The 25,932-nt window shown below is 65.4% G+C and carries 26 protein-coding genes and 2 tRNA genes; 11 read left to right on the top strand and 17 right to left on the bottom strand.

Annotated features, from left to right (window positions below; translation table 11 throughout):
• Positions 1 to 51: 51 nt before the first annotated feature.
• The 6 genes from GSH16_RS13890 to GSH16_RS13865 all read right to left on the bottom strand — a co-directional run bounded on the left by GSH16_RS13890 (position 52) and on the right by GSH16_RS13865 (position 4,391).
• A complete protein-coding gene (locus GSH16_RS13890) occupies positions 52 to 522 on the bottom strand; it encodes an arsenate-mycothiol transferase ArsC (RefSeq protein WP_160856130.1) in 471 nt (156 codons plus the stop codon).
• 3 nt (positions 523 to 525) lie between these two features.
• The gene (locus tag GSH16_RS13885; protein ID WP_160856128.1) at positions 526 to 1,014 is read right to left on the bottom strand and encodes a UPF0262 family protein; all 489 of its coding nucleotides are present in this window, start codon (positions 1,012 to 1,014) and stop codon (positions 526 to 528) included.
• The gene (gene hisD, locus GSH16_RS13880) at positions 1,011 to 2,321 is read right to left on the bottom strand and encodes a histidinol dehydrogenase (protein ID WP_160856126.1); all 1,311 of its coding nucleotides are present in this window, start codon (positions 2,319 to 2,321) and stop codon (positions 1,011 to 1,013) included. The genes GSH16_RS13885 and hisD overlap by 4 nt, the downstream gene beginning before the upstream one ends.
• Before the next feature lie 79 nt (positions 2,322 to 2,400).
• Complete coding sequence (locus GSH16_RS13875; protein WP_160856124.1) at positions 2,401 to 2,880, bottom strand: DUF2948 family protein; 480 nt, start codon at positions 2,878 to 2,880, stop codon at positions 2,401 to 2,403.
• Positions 2,881 to 2,885: 5 nt separating this feature from the next.
• Positions 2,886 to 4,151, bottom strand: coding sequence for a UDP-N-acetylglucosamine 1-carboxyvinyltransferase (gene murA / locus GSH16_RS13870; RefSeq protein ID WP_160856122.1), 1,266 nt, complete (start codon positions 4,149 to 4,151; stop codon positions 2,886 to 2,888).
• A 54-nt stretch (positions 4,152 to 4,205) separates the two neighbouring features.
• Positions 4,206 to 4,391, bottom strand: coding sequence for a hypothetical protein (locus tag GSH16_RS13865; protein WP_160856120.1), 186 nt, complete (start codon positions 4,389 to 4,391; stop codon positions 4,206 to 4,208).
• A gap of 83 nt (positions 4,392 to 4,474) precedes the next feature.
• Here GSH16_RS13865 and GSH16_RS13860 point away from each other — a divergent pair.
• The 3 genes from GSH16_RS13860 to cls all read left to right on the top strand — a co-directional run bounded on the left by GSH16_RS13860 (position 4,475) and on the right by cls (position 6,822).
• A tRNA-Thr gene (locus GSH16_RS13860) sits at positions 4,475 to 4,549 on the top strand.
• Positions 4,550 to 4,641: 92 nt separating this feature from the next.
• The gene (locus GSH16_RS13855; RefSeq protein ID WP_160856118.1) at positions 4,642 to 5,361 is read left to right on the top strand and encodes an endonuclease/exonuclease/phosphatase family protein; all 720 of its coding nucleotides are present in this window, start codon (positions 4,642 to 4,644) and stop codon (positions 5,359 to 5,361) included.
• Between the two features lie 27 nt (positions 5,362 to 5,388).
• Positions 5,389 to 6,822 carry a cardiolipin synthase gene (gene cls, locus GSH16_RS13850; protein ID WP_160856116.1) on the top strand — a complete coding sequence of 478 codons (1,434 nt, stop codon included), beginning with the start codon at positions 5,389 to 5,391 and terminating at the stop codon, positions 6,820 to 6,822.
• Here the strand turns inward: cls and GSH16_RS13845 are convergent.
• The 4 genes from GSH16_RS13845 to GSH16_RS13830 form a co-directional block, all read right to left on the bottom strand.
• Positions 6,808 to 7,116, bottom strand: coding sequence for a hypothetical protein (locus GSH16_RS13845; RefSeq protein WP_160856114.1), 309 nt, complete (start codon positions 7,114 to 7,116; stop codon positions 6,808 to 6,810). The two genes, cls and GSH16_RS13845, sit on opposite strands and share 15 nt — an antisense overlap.
• Before the next feature lie 155 nt (positions 7,117 to 7,271).
• Positions 7,272 to 9,161: an acyl-CoA synthetase gene (locus tag GSH16_RS13840; RefSeq protein ID WP_160856112.1), complete on the bottom strand. Its 1,890-nt coding sequence runs from the start codon at positions 9,159 to 9,161 to the stop codon at positions 7,272 to 7,274.
• Between the two features lie 111 nt (positions 9,162 to 9,272).
• A complete protein-coding gene (locus tag GSH16_RS13835) occupies positions 9,273 to 11,108 on the bottom strand; it encodes an ABC transporter transmembrane domain-containing protein (RefSeq protein WP_160856110.1) in 1,836 nt (611 codons plus the stop codon).
• A 194-nt stretch (positions 11,109 to 11,302) separates the two neighbouring features.
• Positions 11,303 to 11,376: transfer RNA gene (locus tag GSH16_RS13830), tRNA-Gly, on the bottom strand.
• Between the two features lie 177 nt (positions 11,377 to 11,553).
• On the opposite strand from GSH16_RS13830, the gene GSH16_RS13825 reads away from it, so the two are divergent.
• Positions 11,554 to 12,222, top strand: coding sequence for a DsbA family oxidoreductase (locus GSH16_RS13825; protein ID WP_160856108.1), 669 nt, complete (start codon positions 11,554 to 11,556; stop codon positions 12,220 to 12,222).
• A gap of 6 nt (positions 12,223 to 12,228) precedes the next feature.
• Here GSH16_RS13825 and GSH16_RS13820 read toward each other — a convergent pair whose 3' ends face one another.
• Positions 12,229 to 12,903 carry an HAD-IA family hydrolase gene (locus GSH16_RS13820; RefSeq protein WP_160856106.1) on the bottom strand — a complete coding sequence of 225 codons (675 nt, stop codon included), beginning with the start codon at positions 12,901 to 12,903 and terminating at the stop codon, positions 12,229 to 12,231.
• A gap of 143 nt (positions 12,904 to 13,046) precedes the next feature.
• Here GSH16_RS13820 and glmU point away from each other — a divergent pair, with 143 nt between their 5' ends.
• Both glmU and GSH16_RS13810 read left to right on the top strand, forming a co-directional pair.
• The gene (glmU, locus tag GSH16_RS13815; RefSeq protein ID WP_160856104.1) at positions 13,047 to 14,408 is read left to right on the top strand and encodes a bifunctional UDP-N-acetylglucosamine diphosphorylase/glucosamine-1-phosphate N-acetyltransferase GlmU; all 1,362 of its coding nucleotides are present in this window, start codon (positions 13,047 to 13,049) and stop codon (positions 14,406 to 14,408) included.
• Positions 14,405 to 15,085, top strand: a complete 681-nt coding sequence (locus tag GSH16_RS13810) for a DNA alkylation repair protein (RefSeq protein WP_160856102.1) — start codon at positions 14,405 to 14,407, stop codon at positions 15,083 to 15,085. The genes glmU and GSH16_RS13810 overlap by 4 nt, the downstream gene beginning before the upstream one ends.
• 26 nt (positions 15,086 to 15,111) lie before the next feature.
• Here the strand turns inward: GSH16_RS13810 and GSH16_RS13805 are convergent, their stop codons facing one another.
• Complete coding sequence (locus GSH16_RS13805; RefSeq protein WP_160856100.1) at positions 15,112 to 16,914, bottom strand: cation:proton antiporter; 1,803 nt, start codon at positions 16,912 to 16,914, stop codon at positions 15,112 to 15,114.
• Positions 16,915 to 16,942: 28 nt separating this feature from the next.
• Entirely contained in the window at positions 16,943 to 18,586 is a 1,644-nt protein-coding gene (locus GSH16_RS13800; protein ID WP_160856098.1) for an AMP-binding protein, read from the bottom strand.
• 101 nt (positions 18,587 to 18,687) lie between these two features.
• Here GSH16_RS13800 and moaA point away from each other — a divergent pair, with 101 nt between their 5' ends.
• Together moaA and GSH16_RS13790 are read left to right on the top strand one after the other, a co-directional pair.
• Positions 18,688 to 19,698: a GTP 3',8-cyclase MoaA gene (gene moaA / locus GSH16_RS13795; protein ID WP_160856096.1), complete on the top strand. Its 1,011-nt coding sequence runs from the start codon at positions 18,688 to 18,690 to the stop codon at positions 19,696 to 19,698.
• An 82-nt stretch (positions 19,699 to 19,780) separates the two neighbouring features.
• Positions 19,781 to 20,494: a Crp/Fnr family transcriptional regulator gene (locus GSH16_RS13790; protein WP_160856094.1), complete on the top strand. Its 714-nt coding sequence runs from the start codon at positions 19,781 to 19,783 to the stop codon at positions 20,492 to 20,494.
• 398 nt (positions 20,495 to 20,892) lie between these two features.
• On the opposite strand, the gene GSH16_RS13785 is transcribed toward GSH16_RS13790, so the two are convergent.
• The 4 genes from GSH16_RS13785 to GSH16_RS13770 form a co-directional block, all read right to left on the bottom strand.
• Positions 20,893 to 21,375, bottom strand: coding sequence for a potassium channel family protein (locus GSH16_RS13785; protein ID WP_160856092.1), 483 nt, complete (start codon positions 21,373 to 21,375; stop codon positions 20,893 to 20,895).
• A gap of 4 nt (positions 21,376 to 21,379) precedes the next feature.
• On the bottom strand, positions 21,380 to 22,216 hold the full coding sequence (locus GSH16_RS13780) for a universal stress protein (RefSeq protein ID WP_160856090.1): 837 nt from the start codon (positions 22,214 to 22,216) through the stop codon (positions 21,380 to 21,382).
• 78 nt (positions 22,217 to 22,294) lie between these two features.
• Entirely contained in the window at positions 22,295 to 22,630 is a 336-nt protein-coding gene (locus GSH16_RS13775) for a DUF805 domain-containing protein (RefSeq protein WP_160856088.1), read from the bottom strand.
• A 67-nt stretch (positions 22,631 to 22,697) separates the two neighbouring features.
• On the bottom strand, positions 22,698 to 23,138 hold the full coding sequence (locus GSH16_RS13770; RefSeq protein WP_160856086.1) for a Fur family transcriptional regulator: 441 nt from the start codon (positions 23,136 to 23,138) through the stop codon (positions 22,698 to 22,700).
• Between the two features lie 143 nt (positions 23,139 to 23,281).
• Between GSH16_RS13770 and GSH16_RS13765 the strand changes: the two genes are divergently transcribed.
• The 3 genes from GSH16_RS13765 to GSH16_RS13755 are packed head-to-tail and all read left to right on the top strand — an operon-like array spanning position 23,282 to position 25,931.
• Entirely contained in the window at positions 23,282 to 24,175 is an 894-nt protein-coding gene (locus GSH16_RS13765; RefSeq protein ID WP_160856084.1) for a metal ABC transporter substrate-binding protein, read from the top strand.
• On the top strand, positions 24,172 to 25,074 hold the full coding sequence (locus tag GSH16_RS13760; protein ID WP_160856082.1) for a manganese/iron ABC transporter ATP-binding protein: 903 nt from the start codon (positions 24,172 to 24,174) through the stop codon (positions 25,072 to 25,074). The genes GSH16_RS13765 and GSH16_RS13760 overlap by 4 nt, the downstream gene beginning before the upstream one ends.
• A 32-nt stretch (positions 25,075 to 25,106) precedes the next feature.
• On the top strand, positions 25,107 to 25,931 hold the full coding sequence (locus tag GSH16_RS13755; RefSeq protein WP_205524122.1) for a metal ABC transporter permease: 825 nt from the start codon (positions 25,107 to 25,109) through the stop codon (positions 25,929 to 25,931).
• Position 25,932 lies beyond the last annotated feature (1 nt).

The following is a 25,932-nucleotide window of genomic DNA, read 5'->3' as shown; positions in this document are numbered from 1 at the left end:
CGGCTGGGCGTTAAATGGCCCCAAATGGCGAAAATATCAAGCGGGAACGCATCAGGCGCCCGGTGTCGGGGCATCCGGACCCGCGCCGAAGCGCTGGGTGACATGCGCGACGATCTGGTCGCGCGTCTGGCGGTAGGCCGCCAGCTTGTCGGCCCGGCTCTCGCCCAAGCCTGTCGGGTCGATCACGGGCCAATATTCGACTTCCAAAGCATAGTGGCGGGTCAGTTCCAGTGCCGCGCGCTGGGAGGCGGGCGACATGGCCACGATCAGGTCGTAACTGTCGAAACTGTCGCCCCATTCCTCCATCTCCTCGAAGGAGCGGGACCGGTGGCGCGACAGTTCCACGCCGATTTCCGCGCAGACGGCAATGGCGAACCCGTCGATTTCAAGCTCATGCCGCACGCCGGCGGACTGGACATAGATCTGGCGTCCGAACCGCTGCTTGAGGATCCCCTCGGCCATGGGCGACCGCACTGCGTTATAGTCGCAGCAGAAAAGCACCGAGCCGGGGAGATCCGCCACCCGTCAGCCCTTGAAATGCAGAACGCAGATAAGGGTGAAGAGCCGCCGCGCGGTCGCCATGTCGGTCTCGACCTTGCCGTCGAGCCGGTCGAGCAGAACCCGCGAGCCCTCGTTGTGGATCCCGCGCCGCCCCATGTCGATCGCCTCGATCTGGCTTGGTGGCAGGCGTTTGACCGCGTCGAAATAGCTCTCGCAGATCTGGAAATAATCCTTCACCACCTGCCGGAAAGGCGTCAGCGACAGGTGGAAGGCCCCGACCGGCGCACCGGCTTCGGTGCTGACCTCGAACACGAGCCGCCGGTCGCGGATCGACAGGTCGAGCACGTAGGGTCCGTCCGGCACGTCCGCCCCGTCGCGGACCGGCAAGGCGAAACTGTTCTGCTCCAGAAGGTCGAAGATCGCGACCCGCCGCTCCTGCTCGATCTCGGGTGTGGGTGGCGGCAGTCCGCTATCGTCGAGGCGGATGTCGCTCAGGCGGTTGCTGTCACTCATTCGCGCCCCCTGTTTAGCCGGTCGAGACGCGCCCGCACCGACAGGCCGTGGGCCTCCAGATCCTCGCAGATCGCCAGCCGTTCCGCCGCCGGACCGATGGCGGCAAGCGCGTCGGGGCTCATCCGCGCGACGGTCGTGCGCTTCATGAAATCGAGCACGGACAGGCCGGAGGAAAAGCGGGCGGAGCGTGCCGTCGGCAGGACATGGTTCGGGCCGCCGACATAATCGCCGATCGCCTCGGGCGTCCAGGCGCCGATGAAAATCGCCCCGGCATGGCGGATGCGTGCCGCGACGGCATCTGCGTCGGAGGTGCAGATTTCCAGATGTTCGGGCGCGATCCGGTCCGACAGGGCGATTGCGGTCGCCATGTCCGGCACGGTGATGACCGCGCCATAGTCCCGCCAGCTTGGACCGGCGATGGCCGCCCGCGTCAGGGTCTTGAGCCGCTTCTCGACCGCGGCCGCGACAGCGCGGCCAAACTCTGCATCGGTCGTGATCAGGATCGACTGGGCGCTTTCGTCATGTTCGGCCTGCGACAGGAGGTCGAGCGCGATCCAATCCGGGTCATTCTCCGCATCCGCGATCACGAGGATCTCCGACGGGCCCGCAATCATGTCGATGCCGACATGGCCGAACACACGCCGCTTGGCGGCCGCCACATAGGCATTTCCAGGGCCGGTGATCTTGTCGACCTTCGGGACCGTTTCCGTGCCATAGGCCAGTGCGGCCACCGCCTGCGCGCCGCCGATGCGGAACACCCGGTCAACGCCCGCGATCCGGGCCGCAAGCAGCACCAGCGGATTGACCGCGCCTTTGGGCGTCGGCACGCAGACGATCAGTTCTTCCACCCCGGCCACCTTGGCGGGGATCGCGTTCATCAGGACCGAAGACGGATAGGAGGCCAGACCGCCCGGCACGTAAAGGCCCGCCGCCTGCACCGCCGTCCAGCGCCATCCGATGCTGGCGCCGGCCGCATCTTCCCAGCGGGCATCCTCGGGGCGCTGCTTTTCGTGATAGGCGCGGATCCGGTCAGCCGCGAGTTCCAGCGCCGCGCGATCCGCAGGCGGCACTTTCGCTATGGCCGCGTCGATTTCCTCAGCGCCGATCTCCAGCCCGTCGGCGGACAGGGATAGGCGGTCGAACCGGTTGGTGTAGTCCACCAGAGCGGCGTCGCCACGGGCGCGCACTGTCTCCAGAATATCCGCTACGGTTGCGTCCACATCGGCCGAAATCTCGCGCTTGGTCTCCAGAAAGGCGGCGAAATCCGCCTCGAACCCTGCCGATGTTGCATCCAGAAAAACAGGCATCACGCTCTCTCCCGCGCCAGAACTGCCCCTGCCCTAGCGCCGCCACCCGTCCGGCACAAGAGCCGCGTTGCCGCAAGCGTCAGTCGAGCGGATGGCGCGGCGCTTCCTTGGCGCGGGCCACATAGGGGCGCGACTGGTCGGTCAGCGTGACATCGAGGCATTCCACGTCGATCGCAATCTCTCCGTCGCCGGCGAAAATGAGCGTCAAGCGCCCCGCCGGGGCATCGCCTTCGACAAACCGCAGCGCCAGCAGATCCAACACCAGATCCTTGTCGGCCGGATCGATCCCGTTGCTCCGCACCTTCAGCGCCCCGTCGATCACCAGCGTCGCCTGCACGCGCTCGTACGCGCGCTTCTGCTGGGCTGCCTGGTCGCGATCCTCCCAGCGGAACCGGTTGATGAGGAGCGCGAAACGGCGGTGCCGCGGCAGCCAGCTCATCTCGGCCGTCTGGGCCACGGCATCCTGCACCATGGCCGACAATACGGCGAGATCTTCCGCGCTTTCCGCCTTCAGCCGCAGGGGCTGTTCCGCGCCATCCTCAAACCGGGCATCTGCCATGAAGCCTACTCCGCTATCCGTTCGATCTGCGCCCCGCAGGCGGAGAGTTTTTCTTCCACCCGCTCATAGCCGCGATCCAGATGATAGACACGTTTCACGAGCGTTTCACCCGACGCGGCCAGACCGGCGAGGATGAGCGACACGCTCGCCCGCAGATCGGTGGCCATGACGGGCGCACCGCGCAACTGCTCCACGCCCTCGACGGTCGCCGTGCCGCCATGCACGTCGATGCGCGCGCCCATGCGCATCAGCTCGGGCGCATGCATGAACCGGTTCTCGAAGATCCGTTCCTCCAGCTTCGAGGTGCCGTCCGCGAGCGTGAGCAGCGCCATCATCTGGGCCTGCAGGTCGGTCGGGAAACCCGGATGCGGCGCGGTGACGACATCGACTGGGCGGATGCGCCCGTTGGTGCGGCTGACTTTCAGCCCGTCGGCCGTGTCGGTGACCTCCATCCCGGCCGCTTCCAGCCGCTCGGAGAAGCTTTCAACGAGCGCGCGGCGGCCGCCGAGCAGTTCGACCTCGCCGCCGGTGATCGCAGGCGCCAACATATATGTGCCGAGCTCGATCCGGTCGGTCACCACCTGATGGGTGGCGCCATGCAACCGGTCGACACCCTCGACGGTGATCGTGTCGGTCCCGGCACCGTCGATCCGCGCACCCATCGCACTGAGGCAGGCGGCAAGGTCGACGATCTCCGGCTCGCGCGCAGCGTTGCGGATCACGGTCGTGCCCTTGGCCAGCGTTGCGGCCATCAACACATTTTCCGTTGCCCCGACAGAGACGAAGGGAAACTCCACCGTGCCGCCCTTCAGCCCGCCTTCGGCGCGGGCATGGACATAGCCGTCCCGCAATTCCAGTTCAGCCCCGAGCGCCTCCAGCCCCTTCAGGTGCAGATCAACCGGGCGCGCACCGATCGCGCAACCGCCGGGCAGCGAAACCGTGGCATGACCGTCGCGCGCCAGCATTGGCCCGAGCACCAGGATAGAGGCGCGCATCTTGCGCACGATGTCATAGTCGGCGCGGTGGTTGGTGATCTCCTCCGCGCCGATGGCCAGCACCCGTCCGCCTTGCAGCGCCGCCACTTCGCAGCCGAGCGACTGCAACAGTTCGGTCATTGTGCGGATATCCGACAGGCGCGGCGCATTGGTCAGCGTCAGCGGTTCGTCGGACAGAAGCGCTGCGGGCATCAGTGTCAGACAGGCGTTCTTCGCGCCGGTGATCGGGATGCGCCCGTGGAGCGCTGTGCCGCCCTTGATGAGAATGGAATCCATGTGCCTGTATCTTTCCGGTTGGCGCGGCAGGGTGGCCGCGCAGTCTGTCTGGCGTCAGTCCTTGGGTGCGGGCGCGCTGCTGTCGGCCGTATCCGTGGCCGATTTCCGCGCCCGGCTCTGGCTTTTCCGGCGCTGCAGATTGGCACGCAACGCCGCCTTCAGCCGATCTTCCCGATCGCCCGCCGGTGCGCCGCCCCGCCCTTTGCCCGTTGCTTTTCCGCCATCTGTCTCTTTCATCATTCTTCCTCTAACCCACCTGATGCATCGGGGTCCAGTTTGCGCTTGCACTCGGGCGCAAATCGGCTAAAACGCCGCCTCAAGGAGCCGCTGTAGCTCAGTGGTAGAGCGCATCATTGGTAATGATGAGGTCGGCAGTTCAATCCTGCCCAGCGGCACCAGCTCCTTCCATTTCATGCCCGTTTCGCCCAAGCGCTTGAGTTTGCCGCCCGTTTGGGGCAACTGATGCGCAACGCATCTGCGCGGATGGGTCATGCTTCGCATCGCATCATACAATATCCGGAAATCCGTGGGACTGGACGGTCGCCGCGACCCGATGCGGATTCTCTCCGTCCTGCAGGAGATCGACGCCGACATCGTCATCCTTCAGGAGGCCGATCTGCGCTTCGGGGACCGAATCAGCAGCCTGCCGCAGGATGTGATCGAGGCCGACAGTGCCTACACGATCGCGGGCATTGCACGCCGGACCGGATCGATCGGCTGGCACGGCAATGCCATTCTCGTGCGCGATGCGCTACCGATCCTGCGGCGTCACAAATTCATGCTGCCGACGCTGGAGCCGCGCGGCGCCATCATGGTCGATGTGGATGTGGACGGGCAGCGGCTGCGGGTCGTGGGCGTGCATCTGGCGCTCCTGTCGACCGTGCGCCGCCAGCAGGTGCGGCGCGTGCTGGCCAAGCTCGACAGGCTGAGCGGATCGCCCCCGACCGTGGTAGCGGGCGATTTCAACGAATGGCGGCGCTCGGGGCCGAATCTGCGCGACTTCACCCGCCAGTTCCAGCTGGTCACGCCGGGGCCGAGCTTCCATGCCGCGCGCCCGGTCGTCGCGCTCGACCGGTTCGCCACCGGCCACGGCGTGCGGGTCGAGGCCTGCGGTGTCCACCATTCCGATCTGTCGCGCCAGGCCTCCGACCATCTGCCGATCTGGGCCGACATCACTCTTGATGAAACAGACAGCGGCACGGCAGACTGACAGGCGCGACCCGCAAGCGGAGCCCCTATGGAAGCCGACCTGACCGTCCTCTTTTCCGCCTTCGCGGCACTGGTCTACCTGACCGGTCTCGGCTGTGCGGTGGCGGCCCTTCTTGAATCGCGCACGACGCAGGGCTCGATTGCCTGGGCGATCAGTCTCGTCACCCTGCCCTGGCTCGCCGTGCCGGCCTATCTGGCCTTCGGTCGCCGCCGCTTCTCGGGCTATCTGGAGGACCGGAAACGCTCCGAGTTGAAGGTGATCGCCCATGAAGGCCTGACCGACACGTTGCGCCCGCCGCTCGACAAAATCTCCTCAACCCGTCTCGGCTCGATCCGCGCAGTGGAGCGGCTGGCGGACATGCCGGTGACACGCGGCAACGACGTGGAATTGCTCATCGACGGATCGGCGACTTTCCAGAGCATCTTCGCCGCGCTCGACGAGGCCCGCGACTATGTGCTCGTGCAATTCTACATCATCCGCAACGACAAGCTTGGCCGGCGGCTGCAGAAGGCACTGCTCGACCTCGCCGCGCGGGGGGTCATGGTCCGGCTGATCTACGATTCCGTCGGGTCCGGCAGCACGCCGCATGCCTATTTCGAGACGCTGGACGATGGCGGCGTGGAAACCGCCGCCTTCAACAGTTCCTCGCGCCGCGGCAGCCGGTTCCAGATCAATTTCCGCAACCATCGCAAGGTGGTCGTCGTGGACGGTCGTGTGGGCTTCATCGGCGGGCACAATGTCGGCGACGAATATCTCGGGCTCGACCCCCATTTCGGGCGCTGGCGGGACACGCATGTGCGCATCGAGGGGCCGATCGTACAGGGCGCCCAGCTGTCCTTTCAGGAGGACTGGTTCTGGCTGAAGGACGAGATGCTGCCGCTCGACTGGACGCCGAAGCCCAGCGCATCCGGCGACAAGGCCGCGCTTGTGCTTGCGACCGGTCCGGCGGACACATTCGAGAGCGCCAACCTTCTGATGCTGCATGCGATCAACAGCGCGACCGAGCGACTCTGGATCGTCAGCCCCTATTACGTGCCGGACCTCGACATCGTCTCGGCGCTGCAACTGGCCGCGCTGCGCGGCGTCGACGTGCGGGTGATCCTGCCCGACAAGCCCGATCACCGGATCGTCTGGCTCGCGGCCTTTGCCTATCTGCCCGAAGGGGTGAAAAGCGGGATCACCTTCTACCGCTACACGGACGGGTTCCTTCACCAGAAGGTCGTGCTGATCGACCATAATGCCGCCTTTGTCGGCACGGCCAATTTCGACAACCGTTCGCTGCGGCTGAATTTCGAGATCACGACCCTGATCGGAGACGCGGATTTCAATGCCAAGGTGGAGGCGATGCTGCTCCGCGACATGGAGAAGAGCCGGATATTCGATCCGGACGACTATGAGCGCCGTCCGGTCTGGTTCAAGCTGCTGGTGCGGCTGGCGCGCCTCGCCTCACCCGTGCTCTAGAACGAGTTCCGGCGCCGGGCGGCGATAGCGATTGCGGTGCGCCTCGATCATCCGGCGGCGCAGCGCGTCGGCCGCATCGCTGGGCATCCCGTCGGCATGGATGCGCTTGTCGAGCGTCGGCATTTTCAGCATGGCGATATTGGGCGCGCGCCGGGCGGGACCGAAGGCGCTGAGCAACAGGAGCAGGAAGGCGAGGATCGACAGCGGGCCGAGATCGGCCATGCCGTCCACAAGGATGAGATCGACGAGGAGCAAGCTGGCCGCCCCCCAGGCAAGTATACGCGAACGCGACATGATAGTGTCCTTCTCAAGCACTGCCCCCACGGCCCGTCCGTTATCGGTGGACAATCGGGTGAAACTGTGAAGGAACGGTGCCAATAAAGGCGAAAAGCGCACTTCTTCCCAGAAATGCGCTTTCCATTTTGTTCAAATGCGAGTGGTTTCCCGCGTCACTCCGCCCAGCGCCACGGCCGCGAAAAGCTGCCAAGCACGCCATTGACCGCGGCCTCGTCGCTCTCGTCGCGGCCAAGTTCGGCGACAAGGCCGAGCTTCTTGTCCTCGACCACGCCCGCCACACGGCAGGTCAGGCCCCCATCTTCCAGCGCCTTGTCATAGACGCGCGTGATCGCGAGCTTGCGCAGGTCGGGCTTGAAGACCTTGCCGACCGCCGTCTTCGGCAGCTCGCCCAAAATCTCCACATGTTTCGGCACGGCGGCACGCTCGACGATATGGGACTTGGCGAACTGGTAGAGCGTCTTGTCATCGACCTCGGCCCCTTCGCGCAATTCGACATAGGCGCAGGGCAGCTCGCCCGAATGGGCGTCGGGCTGGCCGATCGCGCCGACGAAGCTGACATCGGGATGCGCCATCAGCGCCTCCTCGATCACCGCCGGGTCGATATTGTGACCACCGCGAATGATCAGGTCCTTGGCGCGGCCCGTGATCCAGATGTAGCCGTCTGCGTCGATCCGGCCGAGATCGCCCGTGCGCAGATATTCGTCATTCGCGAACAGCCCGTGATTCTTGGCATGTTCCGTATAGGTGCTGCCGGGAATGACGCCGGGGTTGGACACGCAGATCTCGCCCACTTCGTCGGTCTCGCATTCCTTGACGATGGTGCCGTTCTCGTCGGAATGCAGGATGCGCACTTCCGTATAGGGGAAAGGCAGTCCGACCGAACCGATCTTGCGCTCGCCGAAGGGCGGGTTGATCGACACGAGGCAGGTGGCCTCGGTCATGCCATAGCCTTCGAGAATGGTGATGCCGGTCGCGTCCTCGAATTTCTTGAACAGCTCGACCGGTAGCGGGGCGGAGCCGCTGATCGCATATTTGAGCGAGGAAACATCCGCATCGACCGGACGCTGCATCAGCGCGGCCGCCGCGGTCGGCACCGTCACGAGGAAGGTCACGCGGTAGCGTTCCACGAGCTTCCAGAAATTGTCGAACACACCGTCGCCGCGATAGCCCGCGGGCGTCGGCATGACCATATGCGCGCCGGACGAGATGCAGGACATCAGGATCGGATAGGCCGCCATCACGTGGAAGAGCGGCAGCGGGCAGACCAGCACATCCTCTTCGGTGAACATATACTCATGGCCGCACCAACCATTGTAGATCATGCCTGAATAGCGGTGCTGCGCGACCTTGGGCATGCCCGTCGTGCCGCCGGTGTGGAAATAGGCCGCGACGCGGTCCTCGCCGGTCTCGGCGAAATCGAGGGTCGGGTTCTCGCGCGCGATCTCGGCTGCGAAGTCGAGCACATCGGCATGGTGATGCACCTCGAGCTTCGGTCGCAGGAGCGGCACCAGCCATGAAATGGGCGGCGAGAGGTAGCGTTTCAGATCGACCTGCAGGACGGTCTTGACGTTCGGCGCGTGGCGCACGGCCTCGGCTACTTTCTGCGCCACATCCGTCTTTGGGAAGGGTGCGAGCGTGACGACCGCGCGGGCCCCCGTTTCGCGCAGGATGGCGCTGATCTGCTCGGGCTCGAGCAGCGGGTTGATCGGGTTGACGATGCCCGCCGTCGCGCCGCCGAGCAGCGTGTAGACGGTCTCCAGGCTGTTGGGCAGGATATAGGCGACCACATCCGTCTCGCCGATGCCGATCCGGCGCAGCATGTTGGCCGTGCGGGCCACATTGGCGCGCAGGTCCGCCCAGCTGACGGTGACATTCTTGTCCGTCGGACCGGATTTCAGCTGGAACGACACGGCCGGCCGGTCCGGCCAAGCATTGGCCGTGTTGCCGACAAATTCAAACAAGGTGCGCGCCGACTGGCGCTCGGCCCACGGCGTCTGGGTCTCGATGGCGATCTTGTCCGCCATGGTCGCGACTTTGGTCATAGTTCCTCCCTCGGGTGCTCGAACCTGCCCCGTTGCGCGGAAGGATATAGGCAATCGCCTTGTGTGCAAGGGCGGACGCTGCGTCACGCAGCGCGCCGCGCTGCCGCCCGATCAGGCATTTTCGAGGTCGGCCTCCGGCAGTTCGCCATCGGTGAATTGCAACCGCGCCAGTTCAGCATACAGACCGCCCTGCCGGACAAGGTCGTTATGCGTGCCCTCGGCCACGATCCGGCCCTGATCGAAGACAATGATCCGGTCGGCCTTCTTCACGGTCGCCAGCCGGTGCGCGATCACCAGCGTCGTACGGTCCTTGGAAAGTTTCTCCACCGCTTTCTGCACGGCAAGCTCGCTGGCCGCATCGAGCGCGGATGTGGCCTCGTCGAGCAGCAGCACTGGCGCGTCGCGCAGGATGGCGCGGGCGATGGCGATCCGCTGTTTCTGGCCGCCCGACAGCATGACCCCGCGTTCGCCCACATAGGTGTCATAGCCCTGCGGCAGCGCGGTCAGGAAATCATGCGCGGCGGCGGCCTTGGCCGCGGCAATCACTTCCGCATCGCTCGCCTCTGGACGGCCGAAACGGATATTGTCGATTGCGGGGCTGGCGAAGATCACCGGATCCTGCGGCACCAGCGCGAAGGAGCGGCGCATCTCGTCGCGCAACATGTGATGGAGCGGGATGCCGTCGAGCGTGATATCGCCCGCGCTCGGATCGAAGAAGCGCATCAGCAACTGGAAAATGGTCGACTTGCCGGCCCCGGACGGGCCGACCAGCGCCACCGTCTCCCCGGGCGCGATCCTCAGCGACAGGTTGTCGAGCGCGGCCACGTCGGGGCGCGCGGGATAGCGGAAGGTCACGTCCCTGAATGCCAGTTCGCCCTTCGCCGGATCGGGTGCGGGCACCGGATGTTCGGGATCCTTGATCACATCCTCGGCCTCGATCAGTTCGATCAGGCGTTCGGTGGCTCCGGCTGCACGCTGCAACTCGCCCCAGATTTCCGACAGGGCCGCCACGGCACCCGCGACCATCACCGAATAGATCAGGAACTGCACCAGTTCACCGACGCTCATATTGCCCGCGCGTACGTCGCGGGCACCCATCCACAGCACGGTGCAGATGCCGGTGAAGATGAGGAAGATCACGACAACGGTCAGCAGCGAGCGGATGTAGATCCGGCGCCGCGCCGCGTTGAAGGCGGTTTCCGTCAGCGCATCGAAATGGCCGCGGCTCGCATCCTCGTGACTGTAGGCCTGTACGGTCTGGGCAGCGAGCAGCGTCTCTGACGCCTCGCCGGACGAGGCCGCGATCGCATCCTGGTTGATCCGGCTGAGGCGGCGCAGCTTGCGGCCCAGCCCGAGGATCGGCAGGAGCACCACCGGCACGAGCAGCAGGACCATTCCCGCCAGTTTGGCGGAGGTGACGGTCATGAAAAGGATGCCGCCCAGGAACAGAAGCGTGTTGCGCAATGCCACGGAGATCGACGACCCGACCACCGAGAGGATCAGCGTTGTGTCCGTGGTGAGGCGCGACAGCACCTCGCCGGTCAGGATCTTCTCATAGAAGGCCGGGCTCATCCCGATGACCTTGTTGTAGACGGCCATGCGGATGTCGGCCACGACCCGCTCGCCGAGCCGCGTGACGATGTAGAAGCGCAGACCCGTGCCCAGCGCCAGAAGCCCCATGATGATGAGCGCGCCCACGAAATATTCGTCGATCTCCGCCAGCCCCTTCTCATTGAGCCCGTCTATCACGATCCGCACCGTCAGCGGCAGGATGAGCGACATGGCAGCCGTGAAGAAGAGCGCGAAGACCGCCCCGAGGACCAGATGGCGGTAGGGCCGGAAGAAGGGCAGAAGGCCGCGCAGCGGCGAGACCGATTTCGACGCTTCGCGATCCTCGGGCTTTTCCTCGGATGCGGGCTGGGTGGGGGCGGTGTCAACCTGAGCCATGGGCGCCTCTTGCAGTTTTCCAAGCCCTTAGCAACGCAGGCCCCCTACCTCAAGCGCGACGGACCGCCACCAACCGGGATGTGACCGGTTGCGACTTTATTGCCGAATTTCAAAGCGCCGGGGAACAAGACACCTGCGAGATATCCCAGAGCGAGCACTCGAGGGTCGGGCAGGATAAGCTCGTGCGGATATACTGGAGCGGGCGGCGGGAATCGAACCCGCGTCATCAGCTTGGAAGGCTGAGGTCTTACCACTACACAACGCCCGCGCTCCGGCCCGCTATCTAAGCCAGCGCGGAACCGGGGTCAAGCGGCGGGGCGGTCCAAGGGGGACAATGTTTCGCGGGCGGCGACAGGGCGTCACCCCGCTTGAAACCCGCCTCACGGCGCTTAGGTGAAGCCCCGACAGGCGCGGCACCGGATGGCTGCACCGGAAAGGATTTCTCATGACCGATCACGCCATATCGCCCCTTCGGGTGGATATCATCTCCGACGTTGTCTGCCCGTGGTGCATCATCGGCTACCGCCAGCTGGCTGCGGCCGCCGAAGCCGAGGGTGCGGCTCTCGAGGTGCATTGGCATCCGTTCGAGTTGAACCCCGACATGGTGCCCGAAGGCGAGGACCTGCGCGAACATGTTGCGCGGAAATACGGCTCCTCGACCGCCGACAGCGACGCGGCGCGCGCGCGGCTCTCGTCGCTCGGTGCAGAGCTTGGCTTCGACATTCGCTTCACGCCCGACAGCCGCATCTACAACACGTTTCAGGCGCACCAGCTTCTGCACTGGGCCGGCACGCTCGGGCAGGAACATGCGCTCAAGATGGCGCTTTTCGCAGCCTATTTTACCGACCGGCGCGACGTGTCGGACCCGGCGGTGCTGGTCGAGATCTGCCAGAATATCGGGCTCGACGCGGCGGAGGCAAAGGCCGTGCTAGAGGATGCCCGCTACGCCCAGACCGTCCGCGAGGCCGAGGCCGTCTGGACCCGTCAGGGCATCCGTGGCGTGCCGGCGATGATCTTCAGCGGGCGCTACCTCGTGTCGGGCGCACAGGGGATCGAAAACTACCGCAAGGTCCTGCAACAGCTTGCCGATGCGCCCCAGCCGCTTGACGCCTGACAGGGCTCAGGCGGCCGGCACCAGCTGGTCGAGAAGCGCCGGCAACGCGTCGTAATGGTCGAGCAGGGCCTGCGGCTGCAGCCGCTCGACCGCCCGGCCTTCGGGGCCGAAACTGACAAGCACGCATGGCAGGCCCGCAGCGCGAGCCGCGTCACGGTCGGTGATCGTGTCCCCGATCAGAACGGACCGGTCCGCCTGCCCGCCTGCCCGCTCCACCGCAGCCAGAAGGGGCGCGGCATCGGGTTTGCGCACAGGCAGCGTGTCGGCGCCGATCATGCTGGCAAAGCGAGACCGGAGGCCGAGCCGCTGCAACAGATCTTCGGCCAGACCTTCGGGCTTGTTCGTGCAGACGCCGAGCCGCCAGCCCGCTTGCGCCAGATCATCGAGACAGGCCTCCACGCCCGGATAGAGCCGCGTGTGGCGGTCGATATTCTCTCCGTAGAAAGCCAGAAGACCGGGATAGTGCCGGTCGACATCGGCCTCTTGCGCGGTTCCGTGCAGGATCTGGTAGCCCTTGCGCAACATCGCCCGCCCGCCCGCGAAAGCGACGGCCATATGCGCGACCGGGTCGAGCGGCGGGGCGTGGCCGTCCGCTTCGAAACAGGCATTGGCGGCGGCGATCAGATCGCCGCTCGTATCCGCCAAGGTGCCGTCGAGATCGAAGATCGCGGTGCGTGTCATTTCCTGCCTTCCCTGAACCATCCTCGTGCCGCCCCTACCTGCCACAGCGGGCGGCGGGCGAACAGCCCCGCCGGCCATTGCCCGCTTTTCCATGCGGCGACGGGCTGCTAGAAGGCCAACAGCAGCGCAGGAGCCGTACGTTCATGGAAACAGCCGTCATCATTCTCGCCGCCGGTCAGGGCAGCCGGATGCAGTCAGACCTGCCCAAGGTCCTGCACAGGCTGGGCGATGCGCCCCTGCTCGCCCATGCGCAGCGGCTCGCCCTGTCCATCGACGCCGCGCGGCGCGTTGTCGTCACCGGCCATGGCGGCGACGCCGTGGCAGCCGCCGCCCACGACGCGGACGCGGATGTCGAGCTGGTTGAGCAGGCCGAGCAGAAGGGCACCGCCCATGCAGTCGATCAAGCACGTGACCTACTTGGCGGCTTCGACGGCGATCTGCTGGTCCTCTACGGGGACACGCCGCTCATCACCGAAGCGACCGTGGCCGCGATGCAAAGCCGCCGTGCCGATGGGGATGCGGTCGTCGTTCTGGGCTTCGAGGCCGATGACCCCGGCGGATACGGGCGGCTGATCCGGGGCGCGGATGGCGGGCTCGACGCGATCATCGAGGCCAAGGACGCAACCCCCGACCAAAGGGCCGTGCGGCTGTTCAATTCCGGGGTCCTGCTGGCCCCCGCGAAGCTCCTCTTCGATCTGATCTCGGAAGTGGGGAACGAGAATGCGAGCGGTGAATATTACCTGACGGATATCGTGGCGCTCGCGCGTGCTCGCGACCTGCCCTGCGGCATCGTCACCTGCCCCGAGGCCGAAACGCTCGGCGTCAATTCCCGTGCGGATCTGGCGCGCGCCGAAGCGGCCTTCCAGGCCCGTGCCCGGGCCGAGGCGCTGGAGAACGGCGTCACCATGACCGATCCCGACACAGTCTATTTCGCGCTCGACACGGTGATCGGGCGCGATGTGGTTCTGGAACCGAACATCCAGTTCCTGTCCGGCGTCACGGTGGAAAGCGGCGCGACAATCCGCGCGTTCTCGCATCTCGAAGGCGCGCATGTGTCCGACGGAGCGGTCATCGGTCCCTTTGCCCGCCTGCGCCCGGGCGCAGAGATCGGCGGCGGGGCCAAGGTGGGCAATTTCGTCGAGGTGAAAAACGCCGAGGTGGCGCAGGGCGCGAAGCTGAACCATCTGAGCTATGTGGGCGACGCCAGCGTGGGCGAGGAGGCCAATCTCGGCGCCGGCACGATCACCTGCAACTATGACGGCGTGTCGAAGCACCGGACAGAGATCGGCGACCGCGCCTTTGTCGGCTCCAACTCGTCGCTCGTTGCGCCGGTGCGCGTGGGTGCGGGTGCGCTGGTGGCGTCGGGATCGGTCATCACGACGGACGTGCCGGACGAGGCGCTGAGCCTTGCCCGCGCGCGGCAGGTCAACAAGCCGGGCCTTGCCACGCGGCTTTTCCAGAAACTCCGGGCGGACAAGGCGCGGCGCGACGCGGGCGAGACATGAGCGAACCGCTCGCAGCGCTCCGCGCCCTTGGCGACGCGACAAAGGCGGCCGAGATGGCCGCCTATCACAAGGCCGAACGCGTCTATCTTGGCGTCTCCAATCCGCAGATCGATGCACTCTGCCGCGACTGGCGGGCCGGGATGGAACTCGACACGCGCGTGGCAACGGCCCATGCGCTCTGGCAGAGCGACATCCACGAAGCGCGGGTTGCCGCCGCCAAATTGCTGACACAGGCGCGGATGCGGCCGAGCGATGAACCGGCCTGGCAGGAAATCCTGACATGGGTGCCGCAGTTCGACGCCTGGGCGATTGCCGATCACGCAGCGTCTGCCGGATCTCGGCGGCTGGTGGCCGATCCGTCCCGCATCGACAGTGTTGAGGGCTGGACGCAGGACGGGAATTTCTGGGTGCGACGCGCCGCGCTCACCATGACCTTGCCCTGGACCAAGCAGCGCCACCCGAGCGCAGAGGATCAGGCCATTAGGGAGCGCGTTTTGGGCTGGGCGGCCGCTTACGTGCCCGACCATGGCTGGTTCATCCAGAAAGCGATCGCCTGGTGGCTGCGCGACCTCTCGAAACGCGATCCGGACCGGGTGAGGGCCTTTCTGGCCGACCATGGCGACGGCATGAAACCCTTTGCGCAGCGCGAGGCCGCACGGCTCCTGCCCGACGGCTGACCGGCGCCCGCTGCCGCCCTCGCCGCCTACGGCGCGTCCGCCGGTGCCTGTTCCTTCGCCTTCGGGCCGAAGCTCAGAAGCGCATCACCGGGGCCGACTTTCGGCACATTCTCGCTTTGCAGGTACTGCATGCCGCGCTCGGGCCTGAGCACGCCAACCACGGAAGCGTCGGGCCGGGTTTGCAGATATTGCTCCAGACCATATTCTTCGGTCAGCGGCGTGATCGAGAACCGCCAACCTTCCGCGAAAAGGCGGCTCACCTCCTCGAAGGACCGGCCGGTGCCGATCATCCGGCCGCCCAGCGTGACCGGAATGGTCCGCTCGTCGCCCTCGGCTTCGTGCCGGCCGACCTGAAACACCTTGTCCCGCCCGAATTCAGGCCCGAAATCGGTGCAGATCAGGGCGTTGTAATCGTCATTGTCCGTCAGGGCGAGCAGGTTGCCATACTGGTTCATCCCGAGCCTGTGTTCGGCATTTTCCGACAGAACCTCGCCATGGAATGTCGGGATGCCGGCCGCACGGGCTGCGCGCAGACGGAACCAGTTCCGGTCGGCGATGACGACCGGCTGGTCGGCGCGTTTCAGCGCTTCAGCCAGCGAGACCGACCATGCGGAAGCCCCCACGATCAGCGTGCCCGGCGGTTTGGAGGAGGTCAGCCCGAGCCAGCGCGACACGGGCACGATGGAAAAGCCGTGCACGATCACGGTCGCCGCGACGAGCACGAAGGCAAGTGGTGCGAGCAGCGCCCCGTCCTCGACCCCCAATTCCACGAGCCGCGCCCCGAACAGGCCCGACACGGCCACCGCCACGACACCGCGCGGGCCGATCCAGGCGACGATCCCGCGCTCGGGCAAGGTCAGTTCCGTGCCGATGGTCGACAGGAACACCGCGAGCGGCCGCGCCACGATGATGATGAGCAGCACAAAGAGCGCCGAGCGCCAGGTCAGCAGGCCCAGCATGTCCCAGCTGAGCGAGGCGGCCAGCAGGATGAACACGCCCGAGACCAGAAGTACGGTGATATTTTCCTTGAACCGCTGCAACTCGCCAAGGCTCGGCAGATGGGTGTTGGCCAGCACCATCCCCATCACCGTCACCGCGAGCAGCCCGCTTTCATGCAGCACATTGTCGGTGCTCGCATAAACGGCGAGCACGGCGGCGAAAAGGATCGGCACTTTCAGATATTCGGGCGCAAGCCCGCGCTTGAAGGCAAAGGCGATGGCCTTGCCGCCCACATAGCCCGCAACCATGGCCAGCCCGATCCCGTAGACCAGATGCCAGACAGCCTTGCCGGCACCTTCGTTTCCGATCACCACGGCGATGATCTCGAAAGCGATAACGGCAAAGAGCGCGCCGACCGGATCGTTGACGATGGCCTCCCAGCGCAGCACGGAAGCCGGACGGGAGGAGAGCCGCGCCTGCCGCAGAAGCGGGATGACGACGGTCGGGCCGGTCACGACGAGGATGCCGCCGAAAACGAGCGCAGACGGCCAACTGAGGCCTGCGCCATAATGCGCGGCCAGTGTGGAGAAAAGCCAGCCGAGCGGCGCGCCCACGACCACCAGCCGGCGCACGGCCAGATTGGTCTCGCGCAACTCTCGCAGGTTCAGCGTCAACCCGCCCTCGAACAGGATCACCGCGACCGCGACCGACACGATCGGGCTGAAGAACTCGCCGAACGCTTCCTCGGGATGCAGGATACCGGTCACCGGACCGGCGATCAGGCCGGCGGCCAGCATCACGACGATCGCGGGCAGGTTCAGCCGCCACGCAATCCATTGCGAGCCTACGCCGAGCAGCCCGATCAGGGCAAAGAGCAGTGCCGGTTCCATCCCTGTTCCTTCCACGTTCGCCGGCCGGTCAGCCGCCGGCCTGCATGTCCTGAAGCGCGCGATCCTTGAGGCTGCGGCGCATCACCTTGCCTGTTGCCGTCATCGGCAGTTCGTCCACGAACACCACTTCGCGGGGCGCCACATGGGGCGAGAGCCGCGTGCGCACCCGCGCGATCAGTTCCGCCTCGAGGTTCGGCCCCGGCGCACCCGTTGGCACGACATAGGCCCGGATCGCCTCGGTCCGCACCGGATCGGGCACACCGATTACGGCCGCCATGGTCACGTCCGGATGGCCGGTCAGGCAATCCTCGATCTCGGTCGGGCCGACCCGGTAGCCCGATGTGGTGATCACATCGTCGCTCCGGGCGGCGAAGAAAACATAGCCGTCCCCGTCCATTCGGCCGACATCGCCGGTGCGCATCCAGTCGCCCACGAATTTCTCCGCCGTTTTCTCCGGCGCCTGCCAATATTCAAGGAACATGGCCGGGTCCGGTCGGCGCACCGCGATCTCCCCTTCGGAACCTTCAGGCAGGGCATTGCCGTCCGTGTCGATGATGGCAACCTCGTGGCCCGGAACCGGTTTGCCGGTGGATCCGGGGCGGGCCTGCATGACCTGCGCACAGTTGCCAAGCACCAGATTGCACTCGGTCTGTCCGTAAAACTCGTTGATCGTCACACCCAGCACATCGCGGCCCCAGTCCAGAAGTTCGGCGCCCAGCGCCTCGCCGCCCGATCCGACGCTGCGCAGGTCGAGCCCTTTTGGTTGAACACCTGACTGGCGCATGAGTTTCAATGCGGTTGGCGGAAGGAAGGAATTGCGCACCCCGAGCCGCGCCATCAGGTCGAAGGCGCGCTCCGGATCGAACCGGCTCATCCGGTGCGCGACCAGCGGCACGCCGTAGTAGAGCGCGGGCATCATGACGTTGGCGAGCCCGCCCATCCACGCCCAGTCGGCCGGGGTCCAGAGGCAATCCCCAGCCTGCGGCAGGAAATTATGGTGGGTCTCGATCCCCGGCAGATGCCCGATCAGCACGCGGTGCCCGTGCAGCGCGCCCTTGGGCGGGCCGGTGGTGCCCGACGTGTAGCTGATGAAGGCCGGATCGTCGGGACCGGTGCGGGCCATCTCGATCGTGTCGACCGCCTTGCCAAGCTCCTGCCAGAACCCGTGCGTCCCGGCTTCGCGCGCATCGATGGAGAAAATCGCCCGCAGGTCAGGCAGCCGGTCACGGATCGCGAGGATCTTGGGCAGGTTGGCACTGTCGGTCACCAGCGTGTGCGCGCCCGAATGACGCAGCCTGTATTCCAGCCCGTCCTCGCCAAAGAGGGTGAAGAGCGGCACCACGATGGCACCGAGCTTGTAGCAGGCCAGATGGGTGAGCGTCGTCTCGGGCGTCTGCGGCAGAAGGACCGCGCAGCGCCCGCCTCGCGCAAGCCCGTGCTCGCGGAAGGCGTTGGCCAGCCGCGAGGAGGCCCGCGACAGCTGGATATAGCTGTATTCCCGCACTTCCCCGTCGGGGCGCAGATAGATCATCGCCCGCCGCCCGGGCTGGGCGCGGGCCCAGCGTTCGCAGATTGCTTCGGCAATGTTGAACCGGTCGGGCAACGACCAGCGGAAGGCGGCGCGCATCTCCTCCCACGTGCCGGGGCGGGCAATGCTGCGATGCGGATCCATAGGCGCGCTCCTTCTTGGCGTGGCGAAACTCTACCCCATGGCCGCGTGCTTGCAAGCGCCGTGGCAGGGGCATAGGGTCGGGACGAAAGGATGCCACCCGCATGACCAGCGCACCCCGACTTGTCGACCCGTTCGCCCGCCCGATCGAGTATCTGCGCGTCTCGGTGACCGACCGCTGCGACTTTCGCTGCGTCTATTGCATGGCGGAGAATATGACCTTCCTGCCGAAGGCCGACCTCCTATCGCTGGAGGAACTGGACCGCCTGTGCAGCCGCTTCATCGCGCAGGGCGTGCGCAAGTTGCGGATCACCGGGGGCGAGCCGCTCGTGCGCAAGGGCATCATGACCTTCTTCGAGGGCATGTCGCGGCATCTCGACAGCGGCGACCTGCGGGAACTGACGCTGACCACGAACGGGTCGCAACTGTCGCGCTTTGCCGAACCGCTCGCACGGGCCGGGGTCCGGAGGATCAATGTCTCGCTCGACACGCTCGATCCCGACAAGTTTCGCAAGATCACCCGCTGGGGCCGGTTCGAGCAAGTGATGGACGGGCTGAAAGCCGCGCGGGACGCGGGGCTGGCAGTCAAGATCAACACGGTCGCGCTCAAGGGCACGAACGGCGATGAACTGCACGATCTGGTCGCCTGGTGCGGGCAGGAAGGCTATGACCTCACCTTCATCGAGGTGATGCCGATGGGCGACCTCGGCGAGTTGGACCGGCTGGAACAATATTGGGCGCTGAGCGACCTGCGTGCCGATCTGGAACGCCGCTGGAACCTCACGGATATCCCGCTCGATACCGGCGGCCCGGCCCGCTATGTCTCGGTCGCGGAGACCGGCGGACGGATCGGGTTCATCACCCCGCTGACGCATAATTTCTGCGAAAGCTGCAACCGGGTCCGGCTGACCTGCACCGGACAGCTCTATACCTGCCTCGGGCAGGAAGGGTCGAGCGACCTGCGCGCCGCGCTGCGCCAGTCGAGCGGCGATGCGAGCCTCGACGCCGCCATCCGCGACGCGATCGCGCGCAAGCCCAAGGGGCATGATTTCGACTATTCGCGGCAGCAGGTCTCGGGCGCCATGTCCCGCCATATGAGCCATACGGGCGGCTGAAACCCTGCAAAAGCCCCTCTTGGCACTAAAATTTGATTGATTTGCCCTGAAACGTGCCATACTCCGCCCGAGAGGGACGGACATGAAATTCACCTATGCCAACGTTATCCAGCAGAAGTTCCCGCCTGAGTCCTTCCTCGGGCGGATCAACCGTGGGTCGTGGCAGGAACTGTCCGATGCATGGATGGTGTCCGAATTCAGCGCCGGAGCAGAGATCCTCGGCGTGGAGGAAACCAGTTCCGACGTGCGTTTCATCCTTGTTGGCCATGCGCGCGCCTCGCAATATTCCGACAGCGGGCGCGAAGTCAGCCTGATCGACCTGCAGAAGGGCGACCTGTTCGGCGAGTTTGCCGCGATCGACAATGCGCCGCGCTCCGCGACCGTGGTCGCGATGGCCGACAGCATCATCGCCACCCTGCCCGCGCGCCGGTTCCGGGACTTGTTGCAAGGCAATACGGACCTGTCTTTCGCGCTCACCGGCATTCTCGTCACAAAGCTGCGCTCGCTCACCGAGCGGATCGCGGATTTCAACGCGCTCAATGCCGACCAGCGGGTCCGACGCGAGATCCTGCGTCGGGCCGAGCCGTTCGCGCGCAACGGCAGCGCCAGCATCCCCGACTTCCCGACGCAAGCGAACCTGGCCACCTTCGTCTTCACCAACCGCGAAACCGTGTCGCGCGAAATGGGACGGATGAAGAAACGCGGGCTGTGCTCCCGCGTGTCGGGCAATCTGGTGATCCCGGACCTTGCCGCGCTGGAAGACTATATCGCCGAACAGGACGACCTGCGCACCTGAACCGATCCGATCCGCCAATGCGCCACCGCCGGACATGGAAAAGCCGGGGCTGCTGCGATTCAACCCCGGCTTCCACTACACCCGTTGGCCCCTAGGCACCGGATACCGGGAAATCCCGGCAGGAGACACGGCAAGAAAAATTTGCCGCTGGAAGTTCCGGATGAAAATCTGTCCGGAACGGTGGCCAAATCTTGATATTCAGCCCAAGGGGCATGCCGGTAGGCCGGATACAAACCTGTCGACACCACGCCAGTCGCCCCGCGTCCGGGCATCACGAGGGAAGGAATGTGATGATCGTCCCGGCCGGGAGGTCCCGACAGGTTTCTGTCTACGCCGATCCCCGGACCAGCGCTGTGATAATTGTCACAGTTGCGATGCCGAAATGACGCAGGGCCGGTTCAGAACCAGTGATGCTTGTTGCTGTCGAAATTGCGCCGCATCCGGCGGATCAGCTCGATCAGAATCGCGGTGAAGAAGCCGAACATCAGAAGGCCGTTCATCGCCTCGATCCCGGCAATCAGCCGCCAGCCCTCCTCCAGCAGCACATCGCCATAGCCGAGCGTCGTGAAAGTCACGGCGGAGAAGTAGAGCGCTTCCTCGAAATCGGTGAACAGGTCCAGATGCATGTAGAGCGCCGCCCAAACCCACACACAGCAGGTCGCGGCAAATTGCACCCAGACCACGCAGACCGCCGCCAGAACGAGGAAACGGACGCCGGTGCTTCCGCGCTCCACCCAATCCTGCGCGATGCCGAGAATCCGGAACGCGACAGAAGCGAAGATCGACATGATGCCGACATTCAGGATCGCCACCAGCCCGCCGATCAGCAGCGCCTGGCGCAACAGAACATTCACCAGATCGGGGTCGAGCGCGTCTTCCATAGGGTCAGTGCGACATCAGAACGGGCGTTGTCACTGACCGTACGATCCGGCTCGTGGTGCCGCCGAAAATGCGCTGGCGCAGGCGCGAATGGCCAAAGCCGCCCATCACGACAAGGCCCGCGCCCTGATCCTCGGCAAAGCGGGTGATCGCGCGGGATACGTCCTGTCCCTCGCTCGGGACGCGGTGCACATCCAACTCGATCCCGTGCCGGCCGAGATAGGTGGCAAGATCGGCGCCCGGTTCCGGCCCGTGCCCGTCAAAACTCGGTTCGGGATCGACCAGCACGGCCGTGACGCTTTTGGCCTTCTTCAGAAGCGGCAGGGCATCGCGCACGGCCTTGGACGCCTCGACCGACGCGTCCCAGGCGATGACCGCCCGTTCCACATCGGGGAAGGCGCAACCGGCCTCTGGCAGCAGAACCACGGGGCGGCCGGATTCGAAGAGTGCGCCGTTCAGCGTGGCCTGACGGAGGCTTTCCTCCCCCTCCCGCAAGGGCTGGATCAGGGTCAGGTCCGCATAGCGCGCAAACCGCGCCACCAGCGTTGCGACCGAGCCGAGATCGACGTAATGCGCATAGGCTGATCCGCGTTCGCCGGCTGTCTGCAACAGCTGCTCGAACCCCTCGGCCCGCGCCTTCGCGGCCTCCCGTCCGGCATTGGCCTCCTGCGCCCAGAGATCGGAATTGACCACACCGTAGGGCGAGGCCGGCGGCGGCGGGCAAAGCCCCATCACCGCGATCGTCAGATGCGCGTCGAACGCCGTCGCGATCCGGCGGGCCTCGTCAAGTTCCGAAGCCTCGGCCAGATCACTGACGACGGTCAGGATGGTGCGGATGGTCATGGCGTCTCTCCCGGTCTGGTTGCCGCCAGTCTAGCAGATGCGTGACCCACCGGCTTGAGATGGGTCAAGTCCCGGTCCTCAGGCCTGCGGCACGGCGCCATAGTCATTGGGCGCGCTGTCCCCTTCCAGGAAGCCGCACTCCACGATGATCCAGATGAAGCCGATCACCGGCACCAGATAGATGAGCGACCACCAGCCCGGCTTGCCGCGGTCATGGAACCGTTTGATATGCAAGCAGAAAGCCGCTGCCATCATCAGCAGCGAGACGATCAGCGGCACGACACCGTCACGTCCGAACAGCATGTAGAAACAGGCGGAGATGACGAAGAGCACAAGCACGCCGACCCACCACTGCTTTCGGTTGATCCTGCCCTCGAAGGTCGTCAGCAATTGAACGAGACTCAGTCCCTGCATTTTTCTGCCCCTTGGTTTTTCAAAGTCCTTTGCTGGCTTTGAATCTATGGGCCGGAACTCGTTTCACTCAAGTGTTTTTTCGCCGTCCGTAGAGTTCCAGCCGGTGGTGCACGATCTCGTAGCCAAGCCGGTCGGCGATCTCCTCCTGCAGGGCTTCGATCCGCTCGGACGTGAATTCGACGACCGCGCCCGTCTCGATATCGATCAGGTGGTCGTGATGATCCCCTTCCGCGGCCTCGAACCGCGCCGGTCCGCCCTCGAAGGCGTGGCGCTGGATGACGCCCTCATCCTCCAGGAGTTTCATCGTGCGGTAGACGGTGGCGAGCGAGATGCGCGCATCCTGCTTCACCGCCTCCTGAAAAATGTCGCGCGCGTCGGGATGGCCGGCTTGCGAGGCGATGATCGACAGGATGATCTGACGTGGGCGGGTGATCCGGAACCCCGCCTTGCGGAGCCGGTCTGTCAGGTCATCTGTGTCGGATGCGGCGGGAGATGCGGGATCGGTCATATTGCGAATATCAACCTGATGAGACGCAAGTGCAACTGGAAGCGGACGCGCTCGACCTTATTGCAAACAGTTCTCAATATCATTTATAGTGACGAGACTCGCCCGGCATATCGTCCGGGCGATCCCTTTGCTCGGAGAGACACATGCCCGTCCTGCCCCGCCTGATCGCTGCCGGTCTCCTGTCCCTCGCCGCGTCCGTCGCGCCGGCATGGGCGGCCGACCGGTTCAAGGTGGCCACCAGTTTCACCATCCTCGCAGACATGGCCGCCAATGTGGCCGGCGATGCGGCCGAGGTCGTGTCGATCACCAAGCCCGGGGCCGAGATCCACAATTACCAGCCGACGCCGCGCGACATACTACGTGCGCAGGATGCGGACCTGATCCTGTGGAACGGGCTGAACCTCGAACTCTGGTTCGAGAAATTCTTCCAGAACCTGCGCGACGTGCCGGGCGTGACCGTCACCGACGGGATCGAACCGATGGGCATCGCGCAAGGCCCCTATACCGGCAAGCCCAATCCGCATGCCTGGATGTCACCCGGCGACGCGCGCATCTATGTGGAGAATATCCGCGATGCGCTGGTCGAGCATGACCCCGACAATGCCGCCACCTATGCCGCCAATGCAGCGGCCTATCTGACGGAGATCGACGCCGCCATCGCCCCCATCCGCGCCCGCATCGAGGCGATCCCCGAAGACCGCCGCTGGCTCGTGACCTCCGAGGGCGCATTCAGCTATCTCGCCCGCGATTTCGGACTGAAGGAGCTTTATCTCTGGCCGATCAATGCCGACGAGCAGGGCACGCCGCAGCAGGTGCGCGCGGTCATCGACACGATCCGCGACAATGACATTCCTGCCATTTTCAGCGAAAGCACCGTCTCCGCCGATCCGGCCAAACAGGTCGCGCGTGAAACCGGCATCCGCTATGGCGGAATCCTCTATGTCGACAGCCTCAGCGAGGCAGGCGGGCCGGTCCCGACCTATCTCGATCTGCTCCGCGTCACCTCGGAGACCATCGCTGCGGGCCTCACCGAATGACGCCGGAGGGGCAACCCGTGGACGCGCCGGCCGCACCGGGACTGGCCGTCTCGGATCTTGCCGTCACCTATCGCAATGGCCATACGGCGCTCAAGGATGTGAGCTTCGAGATCCCGCGCGGGTCAATCACCGCTCTTGTCGGGATCAACGGGTCGGGCAAGTCGACGCTCTTCAAGTCGGTCATGGGCTTCCTGCCGCTCGCCCGTGGACGGGTGGACATTCTCGGCCAGCCGGGCCGGGACGCGCTGAAATCCAATCTGGTCGCCTATGTGCCCCAGTCCGAGGATGTGGATTGGGATTTTCCCGTCCTCGTCGAGGATGTGGTGATGATGGGCCGCTACGGCCATATGGGTTGGCTCCGCCGCCCCTCGGCCCGCGACCGGGAGATGGTCGACATGGCGCTGGAGCGGGTCGCCATGTCCGCCTACCGCCAGCGCCAGATCGGCGAACTGTCGGGCGGCCAGAAGAAACGCGTCTTTCTGGCCCGCGCGCTCGCGCAGGAAGGCCAGGTGATCCTGCTGGACGAGCCGTTCACCGGCGTGGACGTGAAGACCGAGGACCAGATCATCGCGCTTCTGCGCGAGATGCGCGACGAGGGCCGCGTGATGCTCGTCTCCACCCACAATCTCGGCTCGGTACCGGAATTTTGCGACCGGACGGTGCTCATCAACCGGACCGTCCTTGCCGCCGGGCCGACCGATCAAGTCTTCACGGCGGAGAACCTGCAAAAGGCGTTTGGCGGCGTGCTGCGCCACTTCATCCTCGGCGGGAGCGACCTGCACCATGATGATGTGGAGGACCGCCGCGAGGTGACGGTTATCTCCGACGATGAACGTCCCTTCGTCATCTATGGCGAGAAGGAGGATGACCCGCCCGCATCGAAGGACCGGACCCCGTGACCCTGTTTCTGGAGCCGTTCGGCTACGGCTACATGGTCAACGCCATGTGGGTGAGCGCGCTCGTCGGCGCGGTCTGCGCGTTCCTGTCGGCCTATCTGATGCTGAAAGGGTGGTCGCTCATCGGTGATGCGCTGAGCCATGCGATCGTGCCGGGCGTGGCGGGCGCCTATATGCTCGGCCTGCCTTTCGCGCTTGGCGCGTTCCTGTCCGGCGGGCTGGCAGCGGGCGCGATGCTCTTTCTCAACCAGCGCACGCGGCTCAAGGAAGACACGGTCATCGGGCTCATCTTCACCGCCTTTTTCGGGCTCGGGCTCTTCATGGTGTCGCTGTCGCCGAGTTCGGTGAACGTCCAGACGATCATCCTTGGCAATGTGCTGGCGATCACGCCTGCCGACACGCTGCAACTTGCGCTCATCGGGGGCATTTCGCTCACCGTGCTCATGCTGCGCTGGAAAGACCTGATGGTCACCTTTTTCGATGAAAGCCATGCGCGCTCGATCGGGCTGAACCCGACGCGGCTGAAACTGGTCTTCTTCGTGCTTCTGAGCGCTTCGACCGTTGCCGCGCTCCAGACGGTCGGCGCCTTTCTGGTGATCGCCATGGTGGTGACGCCCGGCGCCACCGCCTACCTTCTGTGCGACCGGTTCCCGCGGCTCATCGCGGTGAGCGTGGCGATCGGTGCAGGCACCAGTTTCTTCGGCGCCTATGCGAGCTACTTCCTCGACGGGGCAACGGGCGGCATCATCGTGGTCCTGCAGACGGTGATCTTCCTTGCCGCCTTCATCCTCGCGCCCACCCACGGGTTGCTGGCAGCGCGCCGGCGGGCCCGCGCAGCCCTGTCGGAGGCCCGCCCGTGAC

Origin of the sequence: Oceanomicrobium pacificus (assembly GCF_009833495.1) — a bacterium.
GTDB classification, from domain to species: domain Bacteria; phylum Pseudomonadota; class Alphaproteobacteria; order Rhodobacterales; family Rhodobacteraceae; genus Oceanomicrobium; species Oceanomicrobium pacificus.
The sequence above is the reverse complement of the archived record's forward strand: the minus strand, read 5'-3'. Positions and strand labels throughout refer to the sequence as shown.

Excerpts from the sequence above, each read along its gene's own strand:
- GSH16_RS13820 (WP_160856106.1), bottom strand. The coding sequence starts at position 12,903 with ATGACACGCACCGCGATCTTCGATCTCGACGGCACCTTGGCGGATACG.
- GSH16_RS13760 (WP_160856082.1), top strand. The coding sequence starts at position 24,172 with ATGACGCCGGAGGGGCAACCCGTGGACGCGCCGGCCGCACCGGGACTG.
- GSH16_RS13825 (WP_160856108.1), top strand. The coding sequence starts at position 11,554 with ATGACCGATCACGCCATATCGCCCCTTCGGGTGGATATCATCTCCGAC.
- GSH16_RS13775 (WP_160856088.1), bottom strand. The coding sequence starts at position 22,630 with ATGCAGGGACTGAGTCTCGTTCAATTGCTGACGACCTTCGAGGGCAGG.
- GSH16_RS13765 (WP_160856084.1), top strand. The coding sequence starts at position 23,282 with ATGCCCGTCCTGCCCCGCCTGATCGCTGCCGGTCTCCTGTCCCTCGCC.
- murA (WP_160856122.1), bottom strand. The coding sequence starts at position 4,151 with ATGGATTCCATTCTCATCAAGGGCGGCACAGCGCTCCACGGGCGCATC.
- GSH16_RS13755 (WP_205524122.1), top strand. The coding sequence starts at position 25,107 with ATGGTCAACGCCATGTGGGTGAGCGCGCTCGTCGGCGCGGTCTGCGCG.
- GSH16_RS13780 (WP_160856090.1), bottom strand. The coding sequence starts at position 22,216 with ATGACCATCCGCACCATCCTGACCGTCGTCAGTGATCTGGCCGAGGCT.
- GSH16_RS13845 (WP_160856114.1), bottom strand. The coding sequence starts at position 7,116 with ATGTCGCGTTCGCGTATACTTGCCTGGGGGGCGGCCAGCTTGCTCCTC.
- GSH16_RS13790 (WP_160856094.1), top strand. The coding sequence starts at position 19,781 with ATGAAATTCACCTATGCCAACGTTATCCAGCAGAAGTTCCCGCCTGAG.
- GSH16_RS13885 (WP_160856128.1), bottom strand. The coding sequence starts at position 1,014 with ATGAGTGACAGCAACCGCCTGAGCGACATCCGCCTCGACGATAGCGGA.
- GSH16_RS13875 (WP_160856124.1), bottom strand. The coding sequence starts at position 2,880 with ATGGCAGATGCCCGGTTTGAGGATGGCGCGGAACAGCCCCTGCGGCTG.
- cls (WP_160856116.1), top strand. The coding sequence starts at position 5,389 with ATGGAAGCCGACCTGACCGTCCTCTTTTCCGCCTTCGCGGCACTGGTC.
- GSH16_RS13855 (WP_160856118.1), top strand. The coding sequence starts at position 4,642 with ATGCTTCGCATCGCATCATACAATATCCGGAAATCCGTGGGACTGGAC.
- GSH16_RS13785 (WP_160856092.1), bottom strand. The coding sequence starts at position 21,375 with ATGGAAGACGCGCTCGACCCCGATCTGGTGAATGTTCTGTTGCGCCAG.
- GSH16_RS13865 (WP_160856120.1), bottom strand. The coding sequence starts at position 4,391 with ATGATGAAAGAGACAGATGGCGGAAAAGCAACGGGCAAAGGGCGGGGC.
- GSH16_RS13770 (WP_160856086.1), bottom strand. The coding sequence starts at position 23,138 with ATGACCGATCCCGCATCTCCCGCCGCATCCGACACAGATGACCTGACA.
- glmU (WP_160856104.1), top strand. The coding sequence starts at position 13,047 with ATGGAAACAGCCGTCATCATTCTCGCCGCCGGTCAGGGCAGCCGGATG.
- moaA (WP_160856096.1), top strand. The coding sequence starts at position 18,688 with ATGACCAGCGCACCCCGACTTGTCGACCCGTTCGCCCGCCCGATCGAG.
- GSH16_RS13805 (WP_160856100.1), bottom strand. The coding sequence starts at position 16,914 with ATGGAACCGGCACTGCTCTTTGCCCTGATCGGGCTGCTCGGCGTAGGC.
- GSH16_RS13835 (WP_160856110.1), bottom strand. The coding sequence starts at position 11,108 with ATGGCTCAGGTTGACACCGCCCCCACCCAGCCCGCATCCGAGGAAAAG.
- hisD (WP_160856126.1), bottom strand. The coding sequence starts at position 2,321 with ATGCCTGTTTTTCTGGATGCAACATCGGCAGGGTTCGAGGCGGATTTC.
- GSH16_RS13810 (WP_160856102.1), top strand. The coding sequence starts at position 14,405 with ATGAGCGAACCGCTCGCAGCGCTCCGCGCCCTTGGCGACGCGACAAAG.
- GSH16_RS13840 (WP_160856112.1), bottom strand. The coding sequence starts at position 9,161 with ATGACCAAAGTCGCGACCATGGCGGACAAGATCGCCATCGAGACCCAG.
- GSH16_RS13800 (WP_160856098.1), bottom strand. The coding sequence starts at position 18,586 with ATGGATCCGCATCGCAGCATTGCCCGCCCCGGCACGTGGGAGGAGATG.